The organism is Duganella sp. GW821-FHT01E12, from assembly GCF_059422325.1.
This window is the reverse complement of sequence record NZ_JBWKWR010000017.1, coordinates 1-24,937: the sequence shown is the minus strand read 5'-3', so window position 1 is coordinate 24,937 and position 24,937 is coordinate 1. Positions and strand designations below refer to the sequence as shown.

27 protein-coding genes and 1 tRNA gene are annotated in these 24,937 nt (G+C 63.6%); 26 read left to right on the top strand and 2 right to left on the bottom strand.

Annotation, left to right across the window (positions count from 1 at the left end; all coding sequences use genetic code 11):
• Positions 1-76: 76 nt before the first annotated feature.
• Positions 77-1,345: an EAL and HDOD domain-containing protein gene (locus AC07WS_RS29095; protein WP_494732419.1), complete on the top strand. Its 1,269-nt coding sequence runs from the start codon at positions 77-79 to the stop codon at positions 1,343-1,345.
• 1 nt (position 1,346) lies between these two features.
• On the opposite strand, the gene AC07WS_RS29090 is transcribed toward AC07WS_RS29095, so the two are convergent.
• Together AC07WS_RS29090 and AC07WS_RS29085 are read right to left on the bottom strand one after the other, a co-directional pair.
• Entirely contained in the window at positions 1,347-2,072 is a 726-nt protein-coding gene (locus AC07WS_RS29090) for an SAM-dependent methyltransferase (protein ID WP_494732418.1), read from the bottom strand.
• 8 nt (positions 2,073-2,080) lie between these two features.
• Positions 2,081-2,671 carry a Maf-like protein gene (locus AC07WS_RS29085; RefSeq protein WP_494732417.1) on the bottom strand — a complete coding sequence of 197 codons (591 nt, stop codon included), beginning with the start codon at positions 2,669-2,671 and terminating at the stop codon, positions 2,081-2,083.
• A gap of 128 nt (positions 2,672-2,799) precedes the next feature.
• On the opposite strand from AC07WS_RS29085, the gene AC07WS_RS29080 reads away from it, so the two are divergent.
• The 25 genes from AC07WS_RS29080 to AC07WS_RS28960 all read left to right on the top strand — a co-directional run bounded on the left by AC07WS_RS29080 (position 2,800) and on the right by AC07WS_RS28960 (position 24,935).
• Positions 2,800-3,297: a YceD family protein gene (locus AC07WS_RS29080; protein ID WP_494732416.1), complete on the top strand. Its 498-nt coding sequence runs from the start codon at positions 2,800-2,802 to the stop codon at positions 3,295-3,297.
• A gap of 197 nt (positions 3,298-3,494) precedes the next feature.
• A complete protein-coding gene (rpmF, locus tag AC07WS_RS29075; RefSeq protein WP_008449924.1) occupies positions 3,495-3,677 on the top strand; it encodes a 50S ribosomal protein L32 in 183 nt (60 codons plus the stop codon).
• Positions 3,678-3,871: 194 nt separating this feature from the next.
• Positions 3,872-4,933 carry a phosphate acyltransferase PlsX gene (plsX, locus tag AC07WS_RS29070; protein ID WP_494732415.1) on the top strand — a complete coding sequence of 354 codons (1,062 nt, stop codon included), beginning with the start codon at positions 3,872-3,874 and terminating at the stop codon, positions 4,931-4,933.
• Positions 4,934-4,949: 16 nt separating this feature from the next.
• Entirely contained in the window at positions 4,950-5,936 is a 987-nt protein-coding gene (locus AC07WS_RS29065) for a beta-ketoacyl-ACP synthase III (RefSeq protein ID WP_494732414.1), read from the top strand.
• A 100-nt stretch (positions 5,937-6,036) separates the two neighbouring features.
• Complete coding sequence (fabD, locus tag AC07WS_RS29060) at positions 6,037-6,978, top strand: ACP S-malonyltransferase (RefSeq protein ID WP_494732413.1); 942 nt, start codon at positions 6,037-6,039, stop codon at positions 6,976-6,978.
• 45 nt (positions 6,979-7,023) lie between these two features.
• Positions 7,024-7,770 (top strand): 3-oxoacyl-ACP reductase FabG, encoded by a 747-nt coding sequence (gene fabG, locus AC07WS_RS29055; protein ID WP_494732412.1) that lies wholly within the window; start codon positions 7,024-7,026, stop codon positions 7,768-7,770.
• A gap of 145 nt (positions 7,771-7,915) precedes the next feature.
• Positions 7,916-8,155 (top strand): acyl carrier protein, encoded by a 240-nt coding sequence (gene acpP / locus AC07WS_RS29050; RefSeq protein ID WP_008449912.1) that lies wholly within the window; start codon positions 7,916-7,918, stop codon positions 8,153-8,155.
• 30 nt (positions 8,156-8,185) lie between these two features.
• The gene (gene fabF / locus AC07WS_RS29045) at positions 8,186-9,433 is read left to right on the top strand and encodes a beta-ketoacyl-ACP synthase II (protein WP_494732411.1); all 1,248 of its coding nucleotides are present in this window, start codon (positions 8,186-8,188) and stop codon (positions 9,431-9,433) included.
• Between the two features lie 167 nt (positions 9,434-9,600).
• Entirely contained in the window at positions 9,601-10,029 is a 429-nt protein-coding gene (locus tag AC07WS_RS29040; protein ID WP_494732410.1) for a protein YgfX, read from the top strand.
• Between the two features lie 77 nt (positions 10,030-10,106).
• Positions 10,107-10,709, top strand: a complete 603-nt coding sequence (rpoE, locus tag AC07WS_RS29035) for an RNA polymerase sigma factor RpoE (RefSeq protein ID WP_494732409.1) — start codon at positions 10,107-10,109, stop codon at positions 10,707-10,709.
• 87 nt (positions 10,710-10,796) lie between these two features.
• Positions 10,797-11,111: a sigma-E factor negative regulatory protein gene (locus tag AC07WS_RS29030; RefSeq protein WP_494732408.1), complete on the top strand. Its 315-nt coding sequence runs from the start codon at positions 10,797-10,799 to the stop codon at positions 11,109-11,111.
• 132 nt (positions 11,112-11,243) lie between these two features.
• The gene (locus AC07WS_RS29025) at positions 11,244-12,761 is read left to right on the top strand and encodes a Do family serine endopeptidase (protein ID WP_494732407.1); all 1,518 of its coding nucleotides are present in this window, start codon (positions 11,244-11,246) and stop codon (positions 12,759-12,761) included.
• Between the two features lie 48 nt (positions 12,762-12,809).
• Entirely contained in the window at positions 12,810-13,052 is a 243-nt protein-coding gene (locus tag AC07WS_RS29020) for a glutaredoxin family protein (RefSeq protein ID WP_494732406.1), read from the top strand.
• 239 nt (positions 13,053-13,291) lie between these two features.
• Positions 13,292-15,085, top strand: coding sequence for a translation elongation factor 4 (lepA, locus tag AC07WS_RS29015; protein ID WP_494732405.1), 1,794 nt, complete (start codon positions 13,292-13,294; stop codon positions 15,083-15,085).
• The gene (gene lepB / locus AC07WS_RS29010; protein ID WP_494732404.1) at positions 15,082-15,999 is read left to right on the top strand and encodes a signal peptidase I; all 918 of its coding nucleotides are present in this window, start codon (positions 15,082-15,084) and stop codon (positions 15,997-15,999) included. Before lepA ends, lepB begins: the two co-directional genes overlap by 4 nt.
• A gap of 27 nt (positions 16,000-16,026) precedes the next feature.
• On the top strand, positions 16,027-16,416 hold the full coding sequence (locus tag AC07WS_RS29005) for a DUF4845 domain-containing protein (protein WP_494732403.1): 390 nt from the start codon (positions 16,027-16,029) through the stop codon (positions 16,414-16,416).
• Between the two features lie 30 nt (positions 16,417-16,446).
• The gene (gene rnc / locus AC07WS_RS29000; protein WP_494732402.1) at positions 16,447-17,259 is read left to right on the top strand and encodes a ribonuclease III; all 813 of its coding nucleotides are present in this window, start codon (positions 16,447-16,449) and stop codon (positions 17,257-17,259) included.
• Positions 17,260-17,270: 11 nt separating this feature from the next.
• Positions 17,271-18,173: a GTPase Era gene (gene era, locus AC07WS_RS28995; protein ID WP_494732401.1), complete on the top strand. Its 903-nt coding sequence runs from the start codon at positions 17,271-17,273 to the stop codon at positions 18,171-18,173.
• Positions 18,174-18,184: 11 nt separating this feature from the next.
• Positions 18,185-19,027 carry a DNA repair protein RecO gene (recO, locus tag AC07WS_RS28990; protein WP_494732400.1) on the top strand — a complete coding sequence of 281 codons (843 nt, stop codon included), beginning with the start codon at positions 18,185-18,187 and terminating at the stop codon, positions 19,025-19,027.
• A 22-nt stretch (positions 19,028-19,049) separates the two neighbouring features.
• Positions 19,050-19,811, top strand: a complete 762-nt coding sequence (pdxJ, locus tag AC07WS_RS28985; RefSeq protein ID WP_494732399.1) for a pyridoxine 5'-phosphate synthase — start codon at positions 19,050-19,052, stop codon at positions 19,809-19,811.
• The gene (gene acpS, locus AC07WS_RS28980) at positions 19,808-20,203 is read left to right on the top strand and encodes a holo-ACP synthase (RefSeq protein ID WP_117013715.1); all 396 of its coding nucleotides are present in this window, start codon (positions 19,808-19,810) and stop codon (positions 20,201-20,203) included. Before pdxJ ends, acpS begins: the two co-directional genes overlap by 4 nt.
• A gap of 12 nt (positions 20,204-20,215) precedes the next feature.
• Positions 20,216-22,075 (top strand): excinuclease ABC subunit UvrC, encoded by a 1,860-nt coding sequence (uvrC, locus tag AC07WS_RS28975; RefSeq protein ID WP_494732398.1) that lies wholly within the window; start codon positions 20,216-20,218, stop codon positions 22,073-22,075.
• A gap of 96 nt (positions 22,076-22,171) precedes the next feature.
• Positions 22,172-22,756: a CDP-diacylglycerol--glycerol-3-phosphate 3-phosphatidyltransferase gene (gene pgsA / locus AC07WS_RS28970; RefSeq protein WP_494732397.1), complete on the top strand. Its 585-nt coding sequence runs from the start codon at positions 22,172-22,174 to the stop codon at positions 22,754-22,756.
• A gap of 55 nt (positions 22,757-22,811) precedes the next feature.
• Entirely contained in the window at positions 22,812-24,791 is a 1,980-nt protein-coding gene (locus AC07WS_RS28965) for a DUF6351 family protein (protein ID WP_494732396.1), read from the top strand.
• 71 nt (positions 24,792-24,862) lie between these two features.
• Positions 24,863-24,935: transfer RNA gene (locus AC07WS_RS28960), tRNA-Gly, on the top strand.
• The last annotated feature ends 2 nt before the right edge of the window (positions 24,936-24,937 follow it).

The following is a 24,937-nucleotide window of genomic DNA, read 5'->3' as shown; positions in this document are numbered from 1 at the left end:
GTATAGTCTGCTAGTTAGCGGGTTGTCGCTTGAGACGGCAGCCCGAACTTAGCAGATTGCGAAATGGGGGCTTCCCATGATGATCGCGCCGTCGACCATGCCATCCAAGCTAGCCGATAACTTCTTCCTGGCCCGCCAGCCCATCCTCAACCGGGGACAGCGGCTGGTGGCCTACGAGCTGCTGTTCCGCGACGCCCGCGTCCGCAACGTGGCCGACGTCACCGACGACGCCGAGGCCACCGCCACCGTGATCGCCCACGCCTCCGAGCTGGGCATGGAGCACGTGGTGGGCGACCAGATGGCCTTCGTCAACGTCGACGCCATCGGCCTGATGAGCGACTTCATCCGATTCCTGCCGAACGACAAGGTCATCCTTGAAATCCTGGAAACCGTCAAGGCCACGCCGGAAATCCTCGACCGCATACGCGAGCTCAAGCAAGCCGGCTTCAAGTTCGCGCTGGACGACGTGATCGGCCATTCCGAGGACGTGCAGAAATTCCAGCCGCTGTGCGACGTCATCAAGGTCGACATCAAGGACATGGAGCCGGGGACCTTGCCGGCGCTGGCGCGGGTGCTGAAGAACCCCAGGCAGAAGCTGCTGGCCGAAAAGGTCGAGACGATGGAGGAGTTCCAGGAGTGCATGGAGCTGGGCTTCGAATACTTCCAGGGCTATTATTTCGCGCGCCCCGTCATCCTGAGCGGCAAGAAGATCTCGCCGTCGCAGCGCAGCGTGCTGCACCTGCTGGACCTGCTCAACACCGACGCCAGCAGCCACGAGATCGAGCGCAGCGTCAAGCACGACGCGCTGATCACGCTCAACCTGCTGCGCCTGGTGAACACGCCGGCGGTCGGCGCGCGCTACCGCATCAACTCGGTCGGCCACGCGCTGATGGTGCTGGGACGGCGCCAGCTCAAGCGCTGGCTGCAGATCCTGCTGTACGTGAAGAGCGGCAGCGCGCAGGAGTTCACCTCGCCGCTGCTGCAACTGGCCACCACGCGCGGCAAGACCATGGAGCTGATGGTCGAGCATCTGCGGCCGGGGCAGCGCGTCAGCGCCGACATCGGCTTCACGGTGGGGGTGATGTCGCTGATGGACACGCTGTTCTCCATCCACATGCGCGACGTGCTGGAGAGCGTGAACGTGCTCGACGAGGTGCGCGCCGCGCTGCTGCATCGCAGCGGCGACTATGGCAGCATGCTCAACCTGATCGAGCACATCGAGCGCGACCGCGACGGCAAGCAGCTGGCGCAGTTGCTGCACCAGCTGGCGCTGACGCCGGCCGAGCTGTACGCCATCCAGCTGGCGGCCATCGAGTGGGTGACCGAGTACACGCGCGGCGTCTGACTTATTGGCCCAGCAGCAGGAACACGGTCGGCTTCTTGTGAAAGTCCGGCGCCTTCGCGCTCTTCCATTGCGCCGCGCTCATGGTGCGGATGGTTTCCGACGGCAGGCTCAGGTCGGTCGCCACGCACAGCAGCGTGCCGGGCGCGCAGGCCGCCACCAGCGCCTCCAGCATGGCGGCGTTGCGGTAGGGCGTCTCGATGAACAGCTGCGTCTGCTTCTCCTTGCGCGAGCGCTGTTCCAGTTCCTTGATGCGGGTGGCGCGCTGCGCCGCGTCGGTCGGCAGGTAGCCGTTGAAGGCGAAGCTCTGGCCGTTCAGCCCGCTCGCCATCACGGCCAGCAGCAGCGACGACGGCCCGACCAGCGGCCGCACCGGGATGTGGTGCTGGTGCGCCAGCCGCACCAGGTCGGCGCCGGGATCGGCCACCGCCGGCACGCCGGCCTCCGACACCAGGCCGCCGTCCCGGCCTGCCAGCAGCGGCGCCAGCAGGCCCGCCAGCGCGGCCGCCGGGGTGTTGACGTTGAGCTCGGAAATGGCGATCTCCTGCAGCGGCTTGGCCAGCGGATGGTTGGCGTTGACCAGCTTGAGGAAGGCGCGCGCCGTCTTGGCGTTCTCGGCGACAAAGTAGTCGAGCTGCGAGGTGATGCGCTGCACCTGCTCGGGCAGCACGGAGGAGAGCGCTTCAGTCTCGCCCAGGGTGTTCGGTATTAAAAAGAGGGTGCCGGTCATAAAAACAGTCAGGTATTAAAAAAGGAAACGCCGATCTTGCGCAGCATGCCTGTCAGCGCGATCAAAGGCAAGCCGGTGAGGGCGGTCGGGTCGCCGCTGTCGATGCGCTCGAGGATGGCGATGCCCAGCGCCTCGTTCTTGGCGCTGCCGGCGCAGTCGTAGGGCTGCTCGATGCGCAGGTAGGCGTCGAGCTCGGCGTCGGGCAGGTCGCGGAACTTCACGACGGTCTGGATGTCTTCCAGTTGTGCCGTGCCGTTCCTGCCGTCCCAGACGCACAGCGCGGTGTGGAACACCACTTCGCGGCCGCGCATCTTTTGCAGCTGGGCCAGCGCGTTGGCGTGGCTGCCGGGCTTGCCGATCTGCTCGTCGTCCAGCGTTGCGACCTGGTCGGAGCCGATGACGATATGGCCCGGCATCTTGGCGGCCACGGCGGCGGCCTTCTCGCGCGCCAGGCGCAGCGCGGTGGCGCTGGGCGTCTCGCCGGGCAGCGGGGCTTCGTCGATGTCGGGCACCGCCACCTCGAACGGCAGTTGCAGTCGTGATAAGAGTTCCCTGCGGTAGGCGGAGCTGGAGGCGAGTACGAGTAAACTTGATGTCATGTGGGGAATGTTATATGCTCTGTCGCCGGTAGTGCCAGCGGCACAAAAAGAACGAAAAAAGCGCTAAGGCTTTGACTTGACGATGAAAACCCTGTTATTATCGCAGGTTTTCCGGGGAAATTTCTGTAATGAATGCTATTGTGATCGACGCCTTTGATTTTTGTCGGAGCAACGGCAGCCAGCACGGCGTGACGCCTGTTGCCGAAATGACCCGCTTGACCAAGGATTGTGCGGACACGTCCGGCACCATCGCCTGGAAAGCAGTAGGGGGCACCAGCAAGATGGGCTTCCCGCAGATGACGCTGTCGGTTGCCGGCACCGTGCAACTGGTCTGCCAGCGCTGCCTGACGCCTTACGCTCACACCATCGACGCGTCGACGGTCCTGATGCTGGGCAAGGATGATGCGCAGGCGGACGAAATCGAAGAAATGATCAACGACGAGACGATCGATGTCATCGTCGGCAGCCGCAGCATGGAGCTGATGGACCTGGTGGAAGACGAAGCGCTGCTGGCCTTGCCGCACACGCCGAAACATGATGTCTGCCCCGATTCCGCCCTGCTGGACAAGGCGAAAAGCGAAAAGTTGTCGCCGTTCGACGCCCTCAAGGGCCTCAAATCCGAATAAGCAGTACCGAATAAGTAGTGTTGTAAAGAACGTGTCAAACGCGTGTAGTAAATCGAGTATGGCAAGTCAGCAGTGAAGTGTAGTAAATCTCAGTTTAACTATGCCGGTTCAGTTTTGCCGGCAGGATACTCGATTCGCATGTATTTGCTGGTCGAATGTGTTAAAATTTTAGAACTTATGTATTAGGAGTCATTAACATGGCAGTTCAACAGAACAAGAAGTCCCCTTCGAAGCGCGGTATGCACCGTTCGCACGATTTCCTGGTTGCTCCACAACTGGGCATCGAGCCAACCACCGGTGAAACCCACCTGCGTCACCACATCAGCCCTAACGGCTTCTACCGTGGTCGTAAAGTCCTGAAAACCAAAAACGACGAGTAATCGACGCTTTTGCTGGACCCGGAAATAGGCGGTGCTACGTGGATAACTCGCGAAGCATCGCTTTTTCTTTATCATCGGCTGCAATCCTCTTTTGCACACCGTCATTTTGAAACGCGTAGACCTGGATGTTGTTGGTCCGCAGATTGCCGCAGCTTGCCCTATCCGGGCTGGAGCGTGGTACTGAATCAAAACAAATGACAATCAAAATTTCTATCGACTGCATGGGTGGCGATCACGGCCCGTCGGTCACTATCCCCGCAGCTGTTTCCTTCCTCAAACGTGAGCCTGACGCTGAACTGATACTGGTCGGTTTGGAAGACGTCATCCGCGCGGAACTGAAAAAGCAGCACGCCGACGCGCACCCGCGCATCACCGTGCAACACGCCTCCGAACAAGTCACCATGGACGATCCGCTGGAAGTGGCCCTGCGCCGCAAGAAGGATTCGTCGATGCGCGTCGCCATCGAACAAGTCAAGGACGGCAAGGCCCAGGCCTGCGTCTCGGCCGGCAACACCGGCGCGCTGATGGCGGTGTCCCGCTACGTGCTCAAGACCATGACCGGGGTCGACCGTCCCGCCATCTGCGGCATCATGCCGAACCAGAAAAACGGCCCGACCTATATGCTGGACCTGGGCGCCAACGTCGACTGCGAACCGCATCACCTGCACCAGTTCGCCATCATGGGCTCGGTGCTGGTGTCGGCCATGGAGAAGATCGCCCGTCCGACCATCGGCCTGCTGAACGTCGGCACCGAGGACATCAAGGGCAATGAAGTGGTCAAGGCCACCAGCAAGCTGCTGCAGGCCGACCACGAGCGCGGCGCGCTCAATTTCCACGGCAACGTCGAAGGCAACGACATCTTCAAGGGCACCACCGACATCGTCGTGTGCGACGGTTTCGTCGGCAACGTGACCTTGAAGGCGGTGGAGGGCGTGGCGCGCTTCTTCGGCGACACGTTGCGCACCGAATTCAGTCGCAACCTGCTGACCATGCTGGGCGCCTTGTTCGGGCGCGGCGCGCTGAAGGCGGTCAAGGACCGCTTCCAGCCGTCGCGCCACAACGGCGCCAGCCTGCTGGGCCTGCGCGGCCTGGTGTTCAAGAGCCATGGCGGCGCCGATGCCTATTCCTTTGAATGGGCGATCCGACGCGCGTATGATGCTGCAAAAAATGATGTGTTGGGACATATCTCGGAGATGATTGCCGAGCTCATGCCGCGCAACACGGATACCCCTGAAGTTCCTAGCTCAACTATTTAGTGGACGGTAGAACGGCATGACTTTGTACAGCAAAATTATAGGCACCGGCAGCTACCTGCCGGAAAAGCGGGTGACCAACCAGGATCTGGCTGATCAACTCGCCGCCAAAGGCATCGAGACCTCGGACGAATGGATCGTCACCCGCAGCGGCATTTCGGCGCGCCACTTCGCCGAGCCTGAGCAGAAATCGTCGGACCTGGCTGTCAACGCCGCCAGGAAGGCGCTGGAGATGGCTGGCCTGCAGCCCAACGATATCGACCTCATCGTGCTGGCCAGCTCGACGCCGGACTTCTTCGGCAGCTTCCCGAGCACCGCCTGCATCGTGCAGAAAAAACTGGGCATCACCAACAACAGCGCGGCGGTCGACGTGCAAGCCGTGTGCAGCGGCTTCGTCTATGCCGTCTCCACCGCCGACGCCTTCATCCGCGCCGGCGTGCACAAGAATGTGCTGGTGATCGGCGCCGAGGTGTTCTCGCGCATCCTCAACTTCGACGACCGCACCACCTGCGTGCTGTTCGGCGACGGCGCCGGCGCCATCGTGCTGAGCGCGTCGGAAGAGCCGGGCATCCTGGCCACCAGGCTGCACGCGGACGGTCGTCATTCGGACATCCTCAGCGTGCCGGGTTCGGTCGACGGCGGCGCCGTGGCTGGTAGTGCCTTCCTGTACATGGACGGTCCCGCCGTGTTCAAGCTGGCCGTATCGGTGCTGGAGAAGGTCGCGCACGAGGCGCTGGACAAGGCCGGCATGACCGCCGACCAGATCGACTGGCTGATTCCACACCAGGCCAATATCCGCATCATGAACAGCACCGCCAAGAAGCTGGGCCTGCCTGCCGAGAAGATGGTGGTCACGGTCGACCAGCACGGCAACACCTCGGCCGCCTCGATCCCGCTGGCGCTGGACGTCGCGGTGCGCGATGGCCGCATCCGGAAGGGGCAGAACATCATGATGGAAGGCGTGGGCGGCGGTTTCACTTGGGGCGCGGTTTTGGCCAAGTTTTAACGGCCTGAATTAGAATTAGAGTTCTAACGGGCTCGGCGGTAGCAAGCCTGTCACGATGGCATGCTAGCGTAGCGTTCAATAAAAATGAGATGGATGAAGTATGACTAAATTTGCTTTTGTATTTCCGGGCCAGGGTTCGCAAGCGATCGCGATGATGGACGGCTTCGCCGGCAATCCGGTGGTGGCGCAAACCATCGCCGAGGCGTCCGACGCCCTGCAGTTCGACCTGGGCAAGCTGATGGCCGAAGGCCCGAAGGAAGAACTGGACCTGACCACCAACACCCAGCCGGTGATGCTCACCGCCGCGGTCGCCGTGTACCGCGCCTGGATCGCCGCCGGCGGTCCCGTGCCGTCCATCGTTGCCGGCCACAGCCTGGGCGAGTACTCGGCGCTGGTCGCGGCCGGTGTGATTTCGTTCAAGGATGCCGTGCCGCTGGTGCGCTTCCGCGCGCAGGCGATGCAGGAAGCCGTGCCGGTCGGCATGGGCACCATGGCCGTCGTGCTGGGCCTGTCGGACGACGACGTCCGCGCCGCCTGTGCGGAGGCCGCCGCCGCAGTGGTCGGCTCGGTGGTCGAGGCCGTCAACTTCAACGCGCCCGCGCAAGTGGTGATCGCCGGCGACACCATCGCGGTCGAGCGCGCCTGCGAAATCGCCAAGGCCAAGGGCGCCAAGCGGGCCATGAAGCTGCCGGTGTCGGCGCCGTTCCACTCGTCGCTGCTCAAGCCGGCCTCGGATCGCCTGCGCGAGTACATGGACGGCCTGACGTTCTCGGCGCCGCAGATCGCGCTGATCAACAACGTCGACGTCGCCGTGCTGACCGATCCGGCCAGCATCAAGGATGCGCTGGTGCGCCAGGCCGCTTCGCCGGTGCGCTGGGTGGAAACCATGCAGAAGGTCGCCGCCGAAGGCATCACGCAAGTGGTCGAGTGCGGCCCGGGCAAGGTGTTGATGGGCTTGACCAAGCGCATCGACGCCACGCTGGTGGGCGACGCCATCACCGACCAGGCCTCGCTGGAACGCGTGTTGACCGCGCTCAAATAAGCTGCCAGGTCTTCAGGCACACTCCCTAAACGTCTAAGGATACCCATGAATTTAACGAATCAAGTTGCCCTGGTTACGGGCGCATCGCGCGGCATCGGCAAGGCCATTGCCCAGGAGCTGGCCCGCCAAGGCGCCCGCGTGATCGGCACCGCCACCACCGAAGCTGGCGCGGAAGCGATCTCGGCCTATCTGGCGGAGATCGGCGCGGAAGCCGGCAAGGGCATGGTCCTCAACGTCACCGACGCCGAGCGCTGCGCCGCCGTCATCGACGAAATCGCCAAGACCTGGGGCGCCGTCGGCATCCTGGTCAACAACGCCGGCATCACGCAGGACCAGCTGGCCATGCGCATGAAGGATGAAGAGTGGGACAGCGTCATCGCCACCAATCTGAGCTCGGTCGGCCGCCTGTCGCGCGCCGTGCTGCGCGGCATGATGAAGGCCAAGACCGGCCGCATCATCAACATCACTTCGGTGGTGGCGTCCTCGGGCAACCCGGGCCAGATGAACTACGCCGCCGCCAAGGCCGGCGTGGAGGGCATGGGCCGCGCGCTGGCGCGTGAAATCGGCAGCCGCAACATCACCGTCAACAGCGTGGCGCCGGGCTTCATCGACACCGACATGACCAAGGCGCTGGGCGAAGAGCAGCACGCGGCCCTGCTGACGCAGATTCCGCTGGCGCGCCTGGGCAAGCCCGAGGATATCGCGGCCGCGGTCGCCTTCCTGGCGTCGCCGCAGGCGGCGTATATTACCGGTACCACCCTGCACGTGAACGGCGGGATGTACATGAATTGATGGGTTCCGGTGGCGGAAAAGCCACCGGTTCTCGTCTTTTAGCAGTGATTTCGGATTATTTAGCAGCAGCTACCGAAATTAGTTTTTCAGTGCGCAAACCTGATAAAATGCGCGCTTTCCGTAACAAACAAAATGGAGCCATAACATGTCGGATATCGAACAACGCGTTAAGAAAATCGTCGCTGAGCAACTGGGCGTCGCCGAAGCAGACATCAAGATCGAATCCTCGTTCGTCGACGACCTCGGCGCTGACTCCCTGGACACCGTGGAACTGGTGATGGCCCTGGAAGACGAATTCGAAATGGAAATCCCTGACGAACAAGCAGAAAAGATCACCACCGTGCAGCAAGCGATCGACTACGCTACCGCCCACGTCAAGGCGTAATTTCTGCCCGATCGACTTTAGGAGAATCGCTTGAGAGGTTCTAAAAACCGTCGTGTTGTCATCACCGGCCTGGGCGCCGTGACTCCGGTCGGCAATACTGTTGCCGAATCGTGGGCCGCGATCACCGAGGGGAAATCCGGGATTGCCAACATCACCAAGTTTGATGCGCAAGCTTTCACCACCAAGTTCGCCGGTGAAGTCAAAGGCTTCAATATCGAGGATTACATCCCCGCTAAGGAAGCGCGCCACATGGATACCTTCATCCATTACGGCATGGCGGCCGGCATCCAGTCGGTGCAAGACTCCGGCATCGTCGTCACCGAAGAGAATGCCGACCGCATCGGCGTCATCATCGGTTCCGGTATCGGCGGCCTGCCGCTGATCGAAGCCACCAAGGAAGAGTACGACAAGCGCGGCCCGCGCCGTATCTCGCCTTTCTTCGTGCCTGCATCGATCATCAATATGATCTCGGGCAACCTGTCGATCAAGTACGGCATGCGTGGTCCTAACCTGTCGATCGTCACGGCCTGCACCACCGGCCTGCACTGCATCGGCGTGGCTGCCCGCATGATCGAGTACGGCGACGCCGACGTCATGGTGGCCGGCGGTGCGGAATCGACCGTGTCGCCGCTGGGCCTGGGCGGCTTCGCCTCGGCCCGCGCGCTGTCGACCCGCAACGACGATCCAGCGACCGCGTCCCGCCCCTGGGACATGGACCGCGACGGTTTCGTGCTGGGCGAGGGCGCTGGCGTGATGGTGCTCGAAGAGTACGAACACGCCAAGGCGCGCGGCGCCAAGATCTACGCTGAACTGCTGGGGTTCGGGATGAGCGCCGACGCTTATCACATGACCTCGCCATTGGAAGATGGCAGCGGCGGCAGCAAGTCCGTGATTGCAGCGCTGGCCAACGCCGGCATCAATCCCGACCAGGTGAACTACCTGAACGCCCACGGCACGTCGACCCCGCAGGGCGACGTGGCGGAAGTGCAGGGCATCAAGCGCACCTTCGGCGCGCACGCCAAGAACATGGTGATCAATTCGACCAAGTCGATGACCGGTCACCTGTTGGGCGGCGCCGGCGGCCTGGAAGCGGTGTTTACGGTACTGGCGGTCCACCATCAGGTGTCGCCTCCGACCATCAACATCTTCAACCAGGACCCTGCTTGCGACCTGGACTTCTGCGCCAATGTGGCCCGTCCGATGAAGATCGAGTATGCAGTCAAGAACTCGTTCGGCTTCGGCGGCACCAATGGCAGCCTGGTGTTCGGCAAGATCTAAAGTCCGCAAAAGTTCGACTCCGCGTTGAACTAATCCACGCGATCCCTGTCCAAACAGGGTGAGCGTGGATTCGGCGCCGGCATTCGCCGGCGCCAGAATTGCCCGGCCCTCGCGGCCGGCGCTTCCGAATGTAATCCCCTGTTTGTTGTTGAACGTACCCGGCTGTCATGTCGATTGCGGTCTCTGCCATCGTTCGCCCCTCGTCCGGCCTGCGGCTGCTGCACGCCGGCCTGTGTTGCGGCGTGTTGGCGTCGGCCGCCGCTTGTCCGGGCTGGTGCGCGCCGCTGGGCTGCGCGCTGGCCGGGCTGCTCGGGCTGTGGCGCGGACGTCCATACCGTAATGCGCGCCGGCTTGATATTTCCGGTGTCGGCCAGTTGCGCCTGGCGGTATACCAAGAAACAGGGGTGGCGCTGCGCCTGCTGGAAGGCTCGACCATTTGGCCGGGCTTGCTGCTGTTGCGGCTGGGTGGCGGCGACGGCAACGTGCAGGTGGTGGCGGTGCTGCCCGACAGCGTCGCGCGCGCCGATTGGCGCGCCCTGTCGCTGGCTTGCCGGGCCATCGCCGCACGGGCTGAAATAAAAACGCGAACACTGTGAACTTCTTGCAGCGAGCTAACTCTATAGCATATGGCTAAAGAATTCGGCCGCGCTGCATGCCACCGAGGAATGCAGGAGTGACGACAGAACGTGAGTGCGACCAGGTGCTGGTGGACCGGGTGCGGGATGGTGACAAGCAGGCGTTTGATTTGCTGGTGGCAAAGTACCAACGCCGGCTGATGCGCCTGCTGTCGCGTATCGTCCACGATCCTGCCGAAGCCGAAGATGTGGTGCAGGAGACATTTATCAAGGCCTACCGCGCGCTGCGCCATTTCCGCGGCGACTCGGCCTTCTATACCTGGCTGTACCGCATCGGCATCAACACCGCCAAGAACTTCCTGGCGACGCAGGGCCGCCGCACGCCCACGTCGACCGAAGCCGACGCCGAACAAGCCGAAGCCTTTAACGATGGCGAGCATTTGCGCGACATCAATACGCCGGAATCCATGCTGGCGAGCAAGCAGATCGCCCAGACCGTCAACGCGGCCATGGATGCCTTGCCTGTGGATTTGCGCACCGCGATCGCCTTGCGCGAGATCGAGGGGCTGAGCTATGAGGAAATTTCCGACATCATGGCCTGCCCGATCGGCACGGTGCGCAGCCGCATCTTCCGCGCCCGCGAAGTCATCGCTGAAAAATTGCGTCCCATGTTGGACATGCCAGTTGACAAGCGCTGGTAAGGGGCGAATGATGGCAATTGTTATTGGCGTCTGGCAATGCGCCTGTCGATGGCGCGGCGGACATGTTTTGACATGGCGGGATACGCGATGGATACCCAGAAAAGACTGCACGAAAACATCTCGGCGCTGGCCGACGGTGAGTTGGCGGACAGCGAGCGCGAACTGGCGCTGGCGGCGCTCGACACGGCGGAAGGGCAGGCGGCCTGGCGCGCCTACCACCTGGCCGGCGACGTGCTGCGCGACCAGGCCAGCGGCGAACTGAGCGAGGGCTTCGGCGCAACGCTGGCGGCCCGTCTTGCTGCCGAGCCCGCCTACCTGCCGGCCGCCGCGCCGGCCGGGCGCGCGGCCGATCCGGCGGCGCCGGACCAGGCGGAGTCTCCCGCGGACGTCATCCTGCCCTGAAACGCTTGCACATATTGCATTGCCGAGTGCACCATCCGGCGCATTTTCGCTTACCATACGCTAGCCTTAGCCTCGCGCAACTCGCCCGAGGGGCACTTGCGTTCCAGAACTTTATAAAGACCGATACTTTCCATGAAAAATAATTTCTCTGTTGGTGGTAAAACTCTTTCCGCGCTGCTGGTCGGCGCAAGCATATGGATCTCGCCGGCCGCGCTCGGCCTGGCGCCCGCAACGGCCGCCGCGCCGGTCACCGGCGCCGTCATCGGCCTGCCGGACTTCGCCGACCTGGTCGATCGCGTCGGCCCGGCCGTGGTCAACATCCGCACCACGGAACGCCTCAAGCTCGGCGGCCGCGGCAGTGCCGACGGCCAGCCGGGCGAAGAGGAAATGCAGGAATTCCTGCGCCGCTTCTTTGGCGGCGCGCTGCCGCAGCCCGGCCCCGGCGGCAAGAGCGCGCCGCGCGGCCGCCGCCAGGCGCCGTCCGACGAGCCGGTGCAGCGCGGCGTCGGCTCCGGCTTCATCCTGTCGGCCGACGGCTATGTGATGACCAACGCCCACGTGGTCGACGGCGCCGACGAAGTGTTCGTCACGCTGACCGACAAGCGCGAGTTCAAGGCCAAGGTGCTGGGCGCGGACGCCCGCACCGACGTGGCCGTCCTGAAGATCGAGGGCGACAAGCTGCCCTTCCTGATCATGGGCGATTCGGACAAGATCCGCGTCGGCGAATGGGTGATCGCGATCGGTTCGCCGTTCAACCTGGAGAACACCGTCACCGCCGGCATCATCTCGGCCAAGCAGCGCGACACCGGCGACTACCTGGCGCTGATCCAGAGCGATGTCGCGGTCAATCCCGGCAACTCGGGCGGCCCGCTGATCAATATGCGCGGCGAGGTGATCGGCATCAACTCGCAGATCGCCACGCTGTCGGGCGGTTACAACGGCATTTCCTTCGCCGTGCCGATCGACGAGGCGATCCGCGTGTCGGAGCAGCTCAAGAAAAACGGCAAGGTCACGCGCGGCCGCATCGGCGTGCAGATCGGCGAAGTGAGCAAGGAAGTGGCGGAGTCGCTGGGCCTGAAGAGCGCGCAGGGCGCCGAGGTCTCGCTGGTGGAGCCGGGCGGTCCCGCCGACAAGGCCGGCATCAAGGCGGGCGACATCATCCTCAAGTTCAACGGCGTGCAGGTGAACCGTTCGTCGGACCTGCCGCGCCTGGTGGGCGGCACCGCGCTGGCCAGCAAGGCCGTGGTGACGGTGTGGCGCAAGGGCCAGCAACTGGACCTGCCGGTGACGGTGGCCGAGCTGGAGGCGGACAAGGCCGTCAAGGCCGGCAAGGGCAAGGGCGGCAAGGCCGAGCCGGAAGCGGCGGTCAAGGCCAACGCGCTGGGCTTGAAGGTCAGCGACCTGAGCGCCGAGCAGAAGAAGGAGCTGGGCGTCGATGGCGGTGTGCTGGTCGATGCGGCCGAGGGCGTGGCCGGACGCGCCGGCGTGCTGGAGGGCGACGTGCTGCTGCAGTTGAATAACATCGAAGTCAAGGACGCCAAGCAGTTCAACGCGGCCGTGGCCAAGCTCGATGCGAAGAAGGCCTCGGTGCTGCTGGTGCGCCGCGGCGACGTGACGCAGTACATTTCCGTGCGTCCCAGCGCCAAGTAAGGAGTTCGCCCCGCCCGCCGCGCGGCGCGGCGCGGCGGGGCGCCGGTCATGCACTTCACCCTCTACTCGCGCAGCTACTGCCACCTCTGCCAGGACATGCTGGACGCCCTGATGCGCCTGCAAACGCCCGAGCGGCCCATCACCGTGGACGTGATCGACGTCGACGCCGACGACGCCCTGGTGGCGCGTTTCGACGAGCTGGTGCCGGTGCTGTACGCCGACTTGTCCGGCCCCGAGTTGTGCCACTACTTCCTGGACGAGGCAAAAGTGCGCGAAGTGCTTAATAAATAAGCATTTCCGCTGCATTTTTTGCCTCAAGGCCTTAAGCAATATGCATTTCGCACTGCATAAGTCGGCCTTTCCCCTCTGAAATCCGGTAAAATGCGGGGGTAGAAAAGCTTACGTTTTGCTTTTAGTGGCTGTCATCAAGGCGCTCGCCAGGGCATTACCGCCCCGCTCGGAGCGCTTTTTTCGTATTGCGCGCTGTTTCCGCGCCCCGTCGTTTCAAACCCGTTTTTGAATATTTGTTAATGAACAACATACGCAATTTTTCCATCATCGCCCACATCGACCACGGTAAATCGACCCTGGCGGACCGTATCATTCAATTGTGCGGTGGCTTGTCCGAACGCGAGATGGAGTCGCAAGTGCTCGATTCGATGGATCTGGAGCGCGAACGCGGCATTACGATCAAGGCGCAGACCGCTGCCCTGCAATACAAAGCCCGCGACGGCCAGATCTACAACCTGAACCTGATCGACACCCCCGGCCACGTCGACTTTTCCTACGAAGTGTCGCGCTCGCTGTCGGCCTGCGAAGGCGCGCTGCTGGTGGTCGACGCCTCGCAGGGCGTGGAAGCCCAGACCGTGGCCAACTGCTACACCGCGCTCGACCTGGGCGTGGAAGTGGTGCCTGTGCTGAACAAGATCGACCTGCCGAACGCCGATCCGCCGACCGCGATCGCCGAGATCGAGGACGTGATCGGCATCGAGGCCGGCGACGCCGTCCACTGCTCGGCCAAGACCGGCCTGGGCGTGGAGGACGTGCTGGAATCGATCATCGCCAAGGTGCCGCCGCCGAAGGGCGATCCGGACGCGCCGCTGCAGGCGCTGATCGTCGACTCCTGGTACGACCCCTACGTCGGCGTGGTGATGCTGGTGCGCGTGATGAACGGCACCCTCAAGCCCAAGGACAAGATCAAGCTGATGGCCACCGACTCGCTGCAGCTGGTGGAGGACGTCGGCATCTTCGCGCCGCGCTCGGTCTCGCTGCCGCAGCTGTCGGCCGGCCAGGTGGGCTTCATCATCGCCGGCATCAAGGAGCTGAAGGCCGCCAAGGTGGGCGACACCGTCACCCTGGCCAACCGTCCGGCGCCGGCGCCGCTGCCCGGCTTCAAGGAGGTGCAGCCGCAGGTGTTCGCCGGCCTGTTCCCGGTCGAGGCCAACCAGTACGACGCGCTGCGCGACTCGCTGGAAAAGCTCAAGCTGAACGACGCCGCGCTGATGTACGAGCCGGAAGTGTCGCAGGCGCTGGGCTTCGGCTTCCGCTGCGGCTTCCTCGGCCTGCTGCACATGGAGATCGTCCAGGAACGCCTGGAGCGCGAATTCGACATGGACCTGATCACCACGGCCCCGACCGTGGTGTACGAGGTGGTCATGCGCGACAACAGCATCATCAAGGTGGACAATCCCTCCAAGATGCCGGACCCGACCAAGATCAACGAGATCCGCGAACCGATCGTCACGGTCAACCTGTACATGCCGCAGGAGTACGTCGGCTCGGTGATCACGCTGTGCATCGGCAAGCGCGGCGTGCAGATGGACATGGCCTACCATGGCCGCCAGGTCAAGCTGGTCTACGAGATGCCGATGGGCGAGATCGTGCTGGACTTCTTCGACAAGCTCAAGTCCACCTCGCGCGGCTACGCCTCGATGGACTACGAGTTCAAGGAATACCGCGCCTCGGACGTGGTCAAGGTCGACATGCTGATCAACGGCGAGAAGGTCGACGCGCTGGCCATCATCGTGCACCGTTCCAACAGCGCCTACCGCGGCCGCCAGGTGGCGGCCAAGATGCGCGAGCTGATCCCGCGCCAGATGTTCGACGTGGCGATCCAGGCCGCCATCGGCGTCAACGTGATCTCGCGCGAGAACGTCAAGGCTTTGCGCAAGAACGTGCTGGCCAAGTGCTACGGCGGCGACATCAGCCGTAAAAAGAAACTGCTGGAAAAGCAGAAAGCAGGTAAAAAACGCATGAAGCAAGTGGGCTCGGTCGAGATTCCACAAGAAGCGTTCCTGGCAATCTTACAAGTGGACGACAAATGAACCTGCAAGTGATCTTAGGTAATTTTGCTTTAATCCTGTTCGTGCTGATGGTGATCACCGGTGTGATCTGGTTCCTGGACGTGTTCTACCTGGCCAAGCAGCGCCGTGCCGCCGCCGACCGCGCGCTGGCCGAGTACGACGCCCGCAACGCCAGGGCCACCGCCGACGGCATCAAGCTCGACAACCAGGGCAAGCGCGCCGAGATGGAAGCGAGCATCCTGCGCCAGCCGACCTGGATCGAATACTCGGGCAGTTTCTTCCCCGTGATCGCGCTGGTGTTTTTCCTGCGCTCCTTCCTGTACGAGCCGTTCAAGATCCCGTCCTCGTCGATGGTGCCGACCCTGCTGGTGGGCGACCTGATCCTGGTGAACAAGTTCACCTACGGCATCCGCCTGCCGGTGCTGAACCAGAAGGTGGTCCAGATCAACGACCCGCAGCGCGGCGACGTGATGGTGTTCAAATATCCGCTGGACATGACCCAGGATTACATCAAACGCGTCATTGGCGTGCCGGGTGATAAGATTACGTATGAGAACAAGCGCTTGACGGTGAACGGCGTGGAAGTGAAGTACACTCCGCTGGACGATTATCTCGACGATGAGCACCTGGTGTACAACAAGCAATTCCAGGAAAACCTGACCGGCGTCAGTCACCGCATCCTGAACAACGAGACCGCGCCGACTTACAGCCGCGACGGCGTCAAGCCTTTCCCGTACAGCGAAGCCTGCACGTATCGCTTCGAAGGCTTTACTTGCGTAGTGCCGAAAGGCAACTACTTCATGATGGGCGACAACCGCGACAACAGCGCGGACAGCCGCTACTGGGGCTTTGTGCCGGACAAGAACATTGTTGGAAAAGCATTCTTCGTGTGGATGAACCTGGGCAACCTGCGCCGTATCGGCAGCATCCACTAACAGCGGACCACGGCGAAAGGGACTAAGATGCAAGCAAGCTTGAAACGGCAGAACGGCATTTCCCTGGTCGGACTGATCATCGTGCTGGCGGCGCTGGGCTTTATCGGCGTGCTGGCGCTCAAGATCGTGCCGACCTATACCGAGTACCGCGCGATCCAGAACGCCATCGTCACGGCCAAGGCCACCGGCGGTTCCGTGCTGGAGATGCAGAAATCGTTCGACGCCAATGCGACCACCGGCTACATCAGCTCGATCACCAGCCGGGATCTGCTCATCGGCAAGGAAAACGGCGAAGTGGAAATCAGCTTCGCCTACGAAAAGAAAATCCCGCTGGTAGGGCCGGCCAGCCTGCTGCTGGAATACCAGGGCACCACGGCCAAGGGCGGCATGCCGGCGCCGGCCAAGACCGACCAATAAACACGTTTAACACCAGAACCGAACAGAACAATGAATCTTCAGTTATTGCAAACCCGTCTAGGCTATACGTTCCAGGATGCTGGCCTGTTGCAGCAAGCCTTGACGCACCGTAGCCACAGCAGTTTGCATAATGAACGACTGGAATTCCTCGGCGATTCGATCCTGAACTGCGTGGTGGCGTCCATCCTGTACGAGCGCTTCGTGGCGATCGACGAGGGCGACCTGTCGCGCCTGCGCGCCAACCTGGTCAAGCAGCAGTCGCTGTACGAGATCGCGCAAAAGCTGGAGCTGTCGCAGTTCCTGCGGCTGGGGGAGGGCGAGTTGAAGTCCGGCGGCTTCCGCCGTCCTTCGATCCTGGCAGACACGCTTGAGGCGCTGCTGGGCGCCATTTTTTTGGATGGCGGCTTCAACCCCGCGCGCGACGTGATCCGGGCCTTCTACATTCCGATCCTGGAATCGGTCGACCCGCAAACCCTGGGCAAGGACGCCAAGACCCTGCTGCAGGAATTCCTGCAAAGTAAGAAGATTTCCCTTCCGCTGTACAATGTGGTGGCCACCCACGGCGCCGCGCACAGCCAGGAGTTCGAAATCGAATGCCTGGTGCCCAAGCTGGGCATCCAGGTCTACGGCCGCGGCGGCAGCCGCCGCGCCGGCGAACAGGCCGCCGCCAAGCTGGCGCTGGAAGTGGCCGAGCAAGCGCTGGTCAAGACCCCGGCCGCCGGCCGCAAGTCCAAGCCGCGCGCCGCCCAGCTCAAGCTGGCCGGCATCGCCACCGTGCAGACGACCGAGGCCGCGGCTGGTCATGAACCGTCGCCACCGCCTGCCAAAGCAGCAAACAAGTAAAGAGAACTGAAATGAATACCGAAACGACCTCCGCCAACTTCCGTTGTGGCTACATCGCCATCGTGGGCCGCCCCAACGTGGGCAAATCGACCCTGATGAACACGCTCATTGGCGCCAAGGTCAGCATCACCTCGCGCAAGGCGCAGACCACGCGCCACCGCATCACCGGCATCCAGACTCATGACGACGCGCAGTTCATCTACGTCGACACGCCGGGCTTCCAGACCCGCCACTCGAACGCGCTCAACAACACGCTCAACAAGACCGTCACCAACACCCTGATCTCGTCGGACCTGATCCTGTACGTGATCGAGGCCGGCACCTTCGGCCCGGCCGACCAGCAGGTGATGGATCTGCTGCCGGCCGAAGTGCCGGTGATCCTGGTGATCAACAAGGCCGACCGCGTGCGCGACAAGGCCGCGCTGATGCCGTTCGCCCAGCAGGTCGCGTCCAAGTTCAACTTCGCCGCCATCGTGCCGGTGTCGGCCAAGCTGCGCTTCCAGCTCGACGGCCTGGAGCGCGAGATCAAGAAGCTGCTGCCCGAGAACGCGCCGATCTTCGGCCCGGACGACATCACCGATCGCAGCGAGAAGTTCCTGGCGTCGGAAATCGTCCGCGAGAAGCTGTTCCGCCTGGTGGGCGACGAACTGCCGTACACCAGCACCGTGCTGATCGAGAAGTTCGAGCAGGAGGGCGACCTGCGCCGCGTGTTTGCCGCCATCCTGGTCGAGCGCGACACGCACAAGTCCATGGTCATCGGCAACAAGGGCGCGCGCCTGAAGGAAGTGTCGACGCAAGCCCGGCTGGACATGGAACGCCTGTTCGGCGGCCCGGTCTACCTGGAGATATGGGTCAAGGTCAAATCCGGCTGGGCCGACAACGAAGCGGGTCTGCGCGCCTACGGCTACGAATAAAGAAGAGGGCGATGTCCACCACCACGCTCGACGCCGACGCTGAATCGGCAACGCAGCAACCGGTCGTTCCCGCGCAGGCGGGAACCCAATCTCCCTCCGCAACTCCCAAACGCCCGCGCGCACCGTCGCGCGAGCGCACCTTCGGCACCAAGGTCGCCGGCCAGCCGGCCTTCGTGCTGCACAGCTATCCCTACAAAGAAACCAGCCTCATCATCGACCTGTTCACGCGCGACTTCGGCCGCGTTGCGCTGATCGCCAAGGGCGCCAAGCGGCCGCACTCGCAGCTGCGCGGGGTGCTGCAGACCTTCCAGCCGCTGTCGTCGAGCTGGGTGGGGAAATCCGAACTGCGCACACTGACCGAGGCCGAATGGGTGGGCGGCATGCTGCCGCTGGAGAAGACCGCGCTGCTGTGCGGCTTCTACCTGAACGAACTGCTGGTCAAGCTGCTGGCGCGCGACGACGCGCACCCGCGCCTGTTCGACCACTACGTCGCCACGCTCAACCAGCTCGCCCACAACGAACCGGCGCCCATCGTCTTGAGAAAATTCGAACGGGCCCTACTTAAAGAGACAGGCGTCGCCGCCGAGCTGACCCGCTGCACCGAGACCCGCCGCGCCGTGCAGGCCGAGGTGCTGTACGTGGTGGACCCGGAACGCGGCCCGCGCCCCGAGCGCGCCGCCGACCCGTGGCCGCGCGTGGCCGGCAAGACGCTGCTCGACATGGAGCGCGAAGACTACCAGGACGCCGCCACGCAAGCGCAGAGCAAGCAGCTGATGCGCTTCCTGCTGGCGCACCACCTGGGCGGCGCGCCGCTGAACACGCGCCAGATCCTGATCGACCTGATGCAGTTATAAACCCGATAAACGGTATAAATCAATGAGCTTCCTGCAACCCTCCGGCACCATCATCGACCTCGGCGTGAACATCGACCACGTCGCCACCCTGCGCAACGCGCGCGGCACCACGTACCCGGACCCGATCCGCGCCGCGTTGCTGGCCGAGCAGGCCGGCGCCGACTGCATCACCCTGCACCTGCGCGAAGACCGCCGCCACATCAAGGACGCCGACGTGATCGCGCTGGCGCCGCAGCTGCTCACCCGCATGAACCTGGAAGCCGCCGTCACGCAGGAGATGATCGACTTCGCCTGCCGCATCAAGCCGGCCGACGTCTGCCTGGTGCCCGAGAAGCGCACCGAAGTCACCACCGAAGGCGGCCTCGATGTCGTAGGCCACTTCAACGCCGTGCAGGCCGCCGTCAGGCAGCTGCAGGCCGAAGGCATCCGCGTCAGCCTGTTCATCGACGCCGACGAGGAGCAGATGAACGCCACCGCCGACATCGGCGCACCGGTGATCGAGCTGCACACCGGCCGCTACGCCGACACCGAGGGCGCCGAGCAGGCCGCCGAGCTGGAACGCATCCACCGCGGCGTGCTGTATGGCGTGTCGAAGGGCCTGAAGGTCAACGCCGGCCACGGTCTGCACTACACCAACGTGCAGGCGATCGCCGCGATTCCTGAAATCGCCGAACTCAATATCGGCCACGCCATCGTCGCGCATTCGGTGTTCGTGGGCTGGGAAAACGCCGTGCGCGAGATGAAGGCCATCATGGTCTCGACCCGCCTGGGCGCGCGAAAATGATTTACGGGATAGGCACCGACATCTGCAAGATCCCGCGCATCGAGGCGGCGCTGGCGCGCAACGGCGACCGCTTCGCCGCCAAGATCCTCGGCCCGCAGGAGATGGAGAAGTATTTGGCGCGCAAGGCCAAGAACGCGGCGCGCGGCATCCGCTTCGTCGCCACGCGCTTCGCCGCCAAGGAAGCCTTCTCCAAGGCCATCGGCCTGGGCATGCGCATGCCGATGACCTGGCCGGCCGCGCAGATGCTCAACGCGCCCAGCGGCAAGCCGGTGATCGTGTGCAGCGGCGTGCTGAAGGAATTCATGGAAAAGCATAAGCTGTCGGCACAGGTGACCGTCAGCGACGAGGAAGAATACGCCGTCGCCTTCGTCATCGTCGAACAAGCGCAGTGAGAAGACAATCGCATGACTGAACTGGAAGCCGCGCCCGACCCGCGCGAACAAGTGCTGGCCACCGTGGCCAAGCTGCCCAACCTGCCGGGCGTGTACCGCTATTTCGACGCCGATGACAAGGTGCTCTACGTCGGCAAGGCGCGCGACCTGAAGAAGCGCGTGTCGAGCTACTTCCAGAAAAACCTCAGCAGCCCGCGCATCGCCATGATGGTCGAGCGCATCGCGCGGCTGGAGACCACCGTCACCCACAGCGAAGCCGAAGCGCTGATCCTTGAGAACAACCTGATCAAGGCCCTAAGCCCGCGCTTCAACATCCTGTTCCGCGACGATAAATCCTACCCCTACCTGAAGATCACCGGCGGCGACGCGCCGCGCATGGTTTACTATCGCGGCGCGGTCGACAAGAAGAACCAGTATTTCGGCCCGTTCCCCAGCTCGTGGGCGGTCAAGGAATCGATGCAGATCCTGCAGAAGGTGTTCCTGATCCGCACCTGCGAGGACAGCGTGTATTCCAACCGCACCCGCCCATGCCTGCTGCACCAGATCGGCCGCTGCAGCGCGCCCTGCGTGGACCTGATCAGCAAGGAAGACTACAAGCTCGATGTGGAGAACGCCGCGCGCTTCCTGCGCGGCCGTCAGAGCGAGGTGATGGCCGACCTGGAAAAGAAGATGCACGCCTACGCCGGCGAGCTCAAATTCGAGCAGGCGGCGGCGGTGCGCAACCAGATCCAGTCGCTGTCGCGCGTGCTGCACCAGCAAAGCATGGAGACCACCGGCGACGCCGACGTCGACATCATCGCCGTGCTGGTGCAGGGCGGACGCGCCTGCGTCAACCTGGCCATGGTCCGCGGCGGCCGCCACCTGGGCGACCGCGCCTACTTCCCCAACCACATCGGCGACGCCGCCGCCATCGCGGAAGAGCCGATCGAGGTCGAGGTGCTGGCCGCCTTCCTGGTCCAGCACTACACCGAGAAGTTCATCCCCGGCACGCTGATCCTGAATATCGAATTCGACCACCCGGCGCTGATGCAGGCCTTGCAGGAGCAGTGCGGCCATCGCATCAACCTGATCTTCCAGCCGCAGGACCAGCGCCGCAAATGGCTGGAGCTGGCGCAGAAGGGCGCCGAGATCTCGCTGGCGCGGCTGCTGTCGGAGCAGGGCTCGCAGCAGTCGCGCACGCGCGCGCTGGTCGAGGCGCTGCAGCTGGAGCCGGAGGACATCGACGCGCTGCGGGTGGAGTGCTTCGACATCTCGCACACGCAGGGCGAGGCCACGCAGGCCTCGTGCGTGGTGTTCCACCACCACCAGATGCAGAACGGCGAATACCGCCGCTACAACATCAACGACATCACGCCCGGCGACGACTACGCGGCGATGCGCCAGGTGCTGATGCGCCGCTACGAAAAGGTCGCCAACGGCGACGGCGTGATGCCGGACGTGGTGCTGATCGACGGCGGCAAGGGCCAGATCGAAATGGCGCGCCAGGTATTCGCCGAGCTGGGACTGGACATCAGCCTGATCGTCGGCGTGGCCAAGGGGGAAGGGCGGCGCGTCGGCCTGGAGACGCTGATGTTCGTCGACGGCCGGCCGTCGCAGGAGCTGGGCAAGGAATCGGCGGCGCTGATGCTGGTGGCGCAGATCCGCGACGAGGCGCACCGCTTCGCCATCACCGGCATGCGCGCCAAGCGCGCCAAGACGCGCCAGACTTCGCGCCTGGAGGAGATCGAGGGCATAGGCGCCAAGCGCCGCCAGCGCCTGTTGGCGCGCTTCGGCGGCCTGCGCGGCGTGGTTGATGCCAGCATTGAGGACTTGAAGCAGGTCGAGGGCATCTCCAGCGCCTTGGCCGAGGAAATCTACCGCCAGCTTCATTGAAGCCTGCACAACAACAGTGCGCTGGTTTAATGTGCGGCGGCAAGGTAGACTAGCGGCGCATTAACAATTTTCACGGCCGCACTAATTTCCGAGCTTATGCCCATCAATATACCGATACTGTTGACCTGGTTGCGCGTTGCGCTGATTCCGCTGGTGGTAGGCGTCTACTATCTGCCCACCAACGTCCTGCCCGTGGCGGACCAAAACCTGGCGGCCACGCTGGTGTTCATCATCGCCGCCGTCACCGACTGGTTCGACGGTTTCCTGGCCCGGCGCTGGAACCAGACCTCGGCCTTCGGCGCCTTCCTCGACCCGGTCGCGGACAAGCTGATGGTGGCGGGGGCCCTGCTGGTGCTGGTGCAGCTGGACCGCGCCAACGCCGTGCTGTCGTTCATCATCATCGGCCGCGAGATCGCCATCTCGGCGCTGCGCGAATGGATGGCGCAGATCGGCGCCTCCAAGTCGGTGGCGGTCAGCTCGCTGGGCAAGATCAAGACCACGGCCCAGATGATGGCCATCCCGCTGCTGCTGTTCCATGACGTGCTGTGGGGCGCCATCGACACCCAGTTCTGGGGCTCGCGCCTGCTGGAAGTGGCGGCCGTGCTGACCGTGTGGTCGATGTTCTACTACCTGCGTCTGGCCTGGCCGCTGATCAAGGAAAAGTCCGGCACGCTTAGCTAATGGCAAAGTGCTATGATCTGGTGAAGCTCACCTCATCAGATCAGGAGCACACGCCATGGCGCTTTGGAGATTCCTGGCCGCTTGCGCGGCAACCGCAATCTGCCTGGTCGCGCAGGCGCAGCAACAACCTTTCGTCTGCCGCACGCAGGAATCCGGCCTGGGCCAGCCCAGCGTCGACAACCAGGACGGCATCGGCCACCCGGTGGTCGATGAAGGCAGCGGCGCCATCGTCGGCTACAGCCGCAATTGCGCCATCGCGACGCGGGTCCAGTACTTCTACCTTGCCGGCGGCAACTTCAAACCCTTCGATCCCGCCACCGGCTACACGGCGCCCCCAGCAGACCTGAAGACCATCCAGCGCAACGGCGCGGCCGTGCCCTTCGTGGTGCGGGTGGAGGTCGGCACCATCAACCGCTTCGTCTACACCATCGCCATGCTGGCGCCGGGGGCCAAGCCCGAGCCGGCGGCCTGGAACCGCAAGCTGGTGTACTGGTTCGGTGGCGGCGTCGGCGTCGGCCATCATCAGGGCTTGCCGCTGTGGTTCAAGCCCGGAACCTTGAACGGCAACGAGCGCCAATTGATGATTCCCTTGCTGGAGCAGGGCTACGCCATCGTCAGCTCGTCCGGCAATGAGACCGGCGTCCATTACAACATGCGCCTGGCCGGGCAAACCGCCATGCTGACCAAGGCCCGCTTTGTCGAAGCCTATGGCGCGCCGCTGTTCACCATCGGCCTGGGTGGGTCGGGCGGGGCGGTGCAGCAGTACCTGTTCGCACAAAACCATCCCGGCCTGCTGGATGGCGGCATCCCGCTGCAGTCTTATCCGGACATGATCACCCAGACCATACCGGTCTCGGACTGTCCGCTGCTGAGCCAGTACTTCAAGGACGAGGTGGCGCTCGATCCGGCGTCGCCGTGGGCCAGGTGGACCAATCAAATCGCGATCGAAGGCATGAACGCCAGCGACACCGCGCGCCACGCCTGGACCGGCCGCGCCGGATCGACCGAGTGCATCAACGGCTGGAAGATGGCGGTCGTGACGGTGCTGAACCCGCGCCACAGGCATGAGGGGTATGACCTTGCCGCAGCCTTCTACCGCTATCCGGCCGGAGTCTTCGACCATGTCAAATGGACGCACTGGAACGACCTGGCGGGCATCTACGGCACCGACAGCTCAGGCTATGCCCCCGTCTCCATCGATAACGAGGGCGTGCAGTACGGCCTGAAAGCGCTGGCGCAGGGCAGCATCGGCATCGACGAATTCCTGCGCCTCAACGCCTGCATAGGCGGCTGGAAGGAGCAGGCCGACTTCGTGGATTGGCTGGGCAAGGACGACCCCTACGACAGCCGCAACATGATGCGCAGCGCCACCTGCCGCGATCCGGAGGGCGCGCCGGCGCCGCGCCGCAGCGGCAGCGTGGAGGCGATGCGCAAAGCCTACAGTTCGGGCCAAGTGTTCACCGGCCAGCGCCTCGGCATCCCGATGATCGACCTGCGGCCGTATCTGGAGCCGGAGCTGAATATGCACAACGCGCGCCAGGCCTTCTCGGTGCGGGCCCGCCTGCTGCACGCCAACCGCGCCGAGGCCGGGCGGCAGGTGATCTGGTTCACCCGTTCGCAGGCCGACATGCAGGGCAGGGTGCTGGAAGCCTTGTCGGTCATGGACCGGCTCCTGAGCGGCGGCCAGGCGCCGGCCGAATTCACCGACCGTTGCATCGATACAGGCGGCGCCGTCATCGCCGCCGGGCCATCCGCCTGGGACGGCATCCTGGACGCCAAGCCGCCGGGCGCATGTTCCAGGGCCTTCCCCTTGTTTTCCAGTCCGCGCATGGTGGCGGGGGAGTCCATCAGGGGCGACGTCTTCAAGTGCGCGCTGAAGCCGGTCGCGCAGGCTTTGCGGGACGGCAGCTATCCCGCCGGCGTGGCCTGGACGGCGCAGCAAGCGGCCCGGCTGCAGCGGATTTTCCCGCATGGTGTCTGCGACTACAGCCAGCCGGACCAGGGCCGGCCGCCGGCTTTGGAGCAGAACCGATAAGATTGGCATCAGAGCCATTGACAGATGCTATGGATCATCTATAATGCTGGCCTGTTGTTGATGACGACGAAGCGGGAGTAGCTCAGTTGGTAGAGCGCAACCTTGCCAAGGTTGAGGTCGAGAGTTCGAGACTCTTCTCCCGCTCC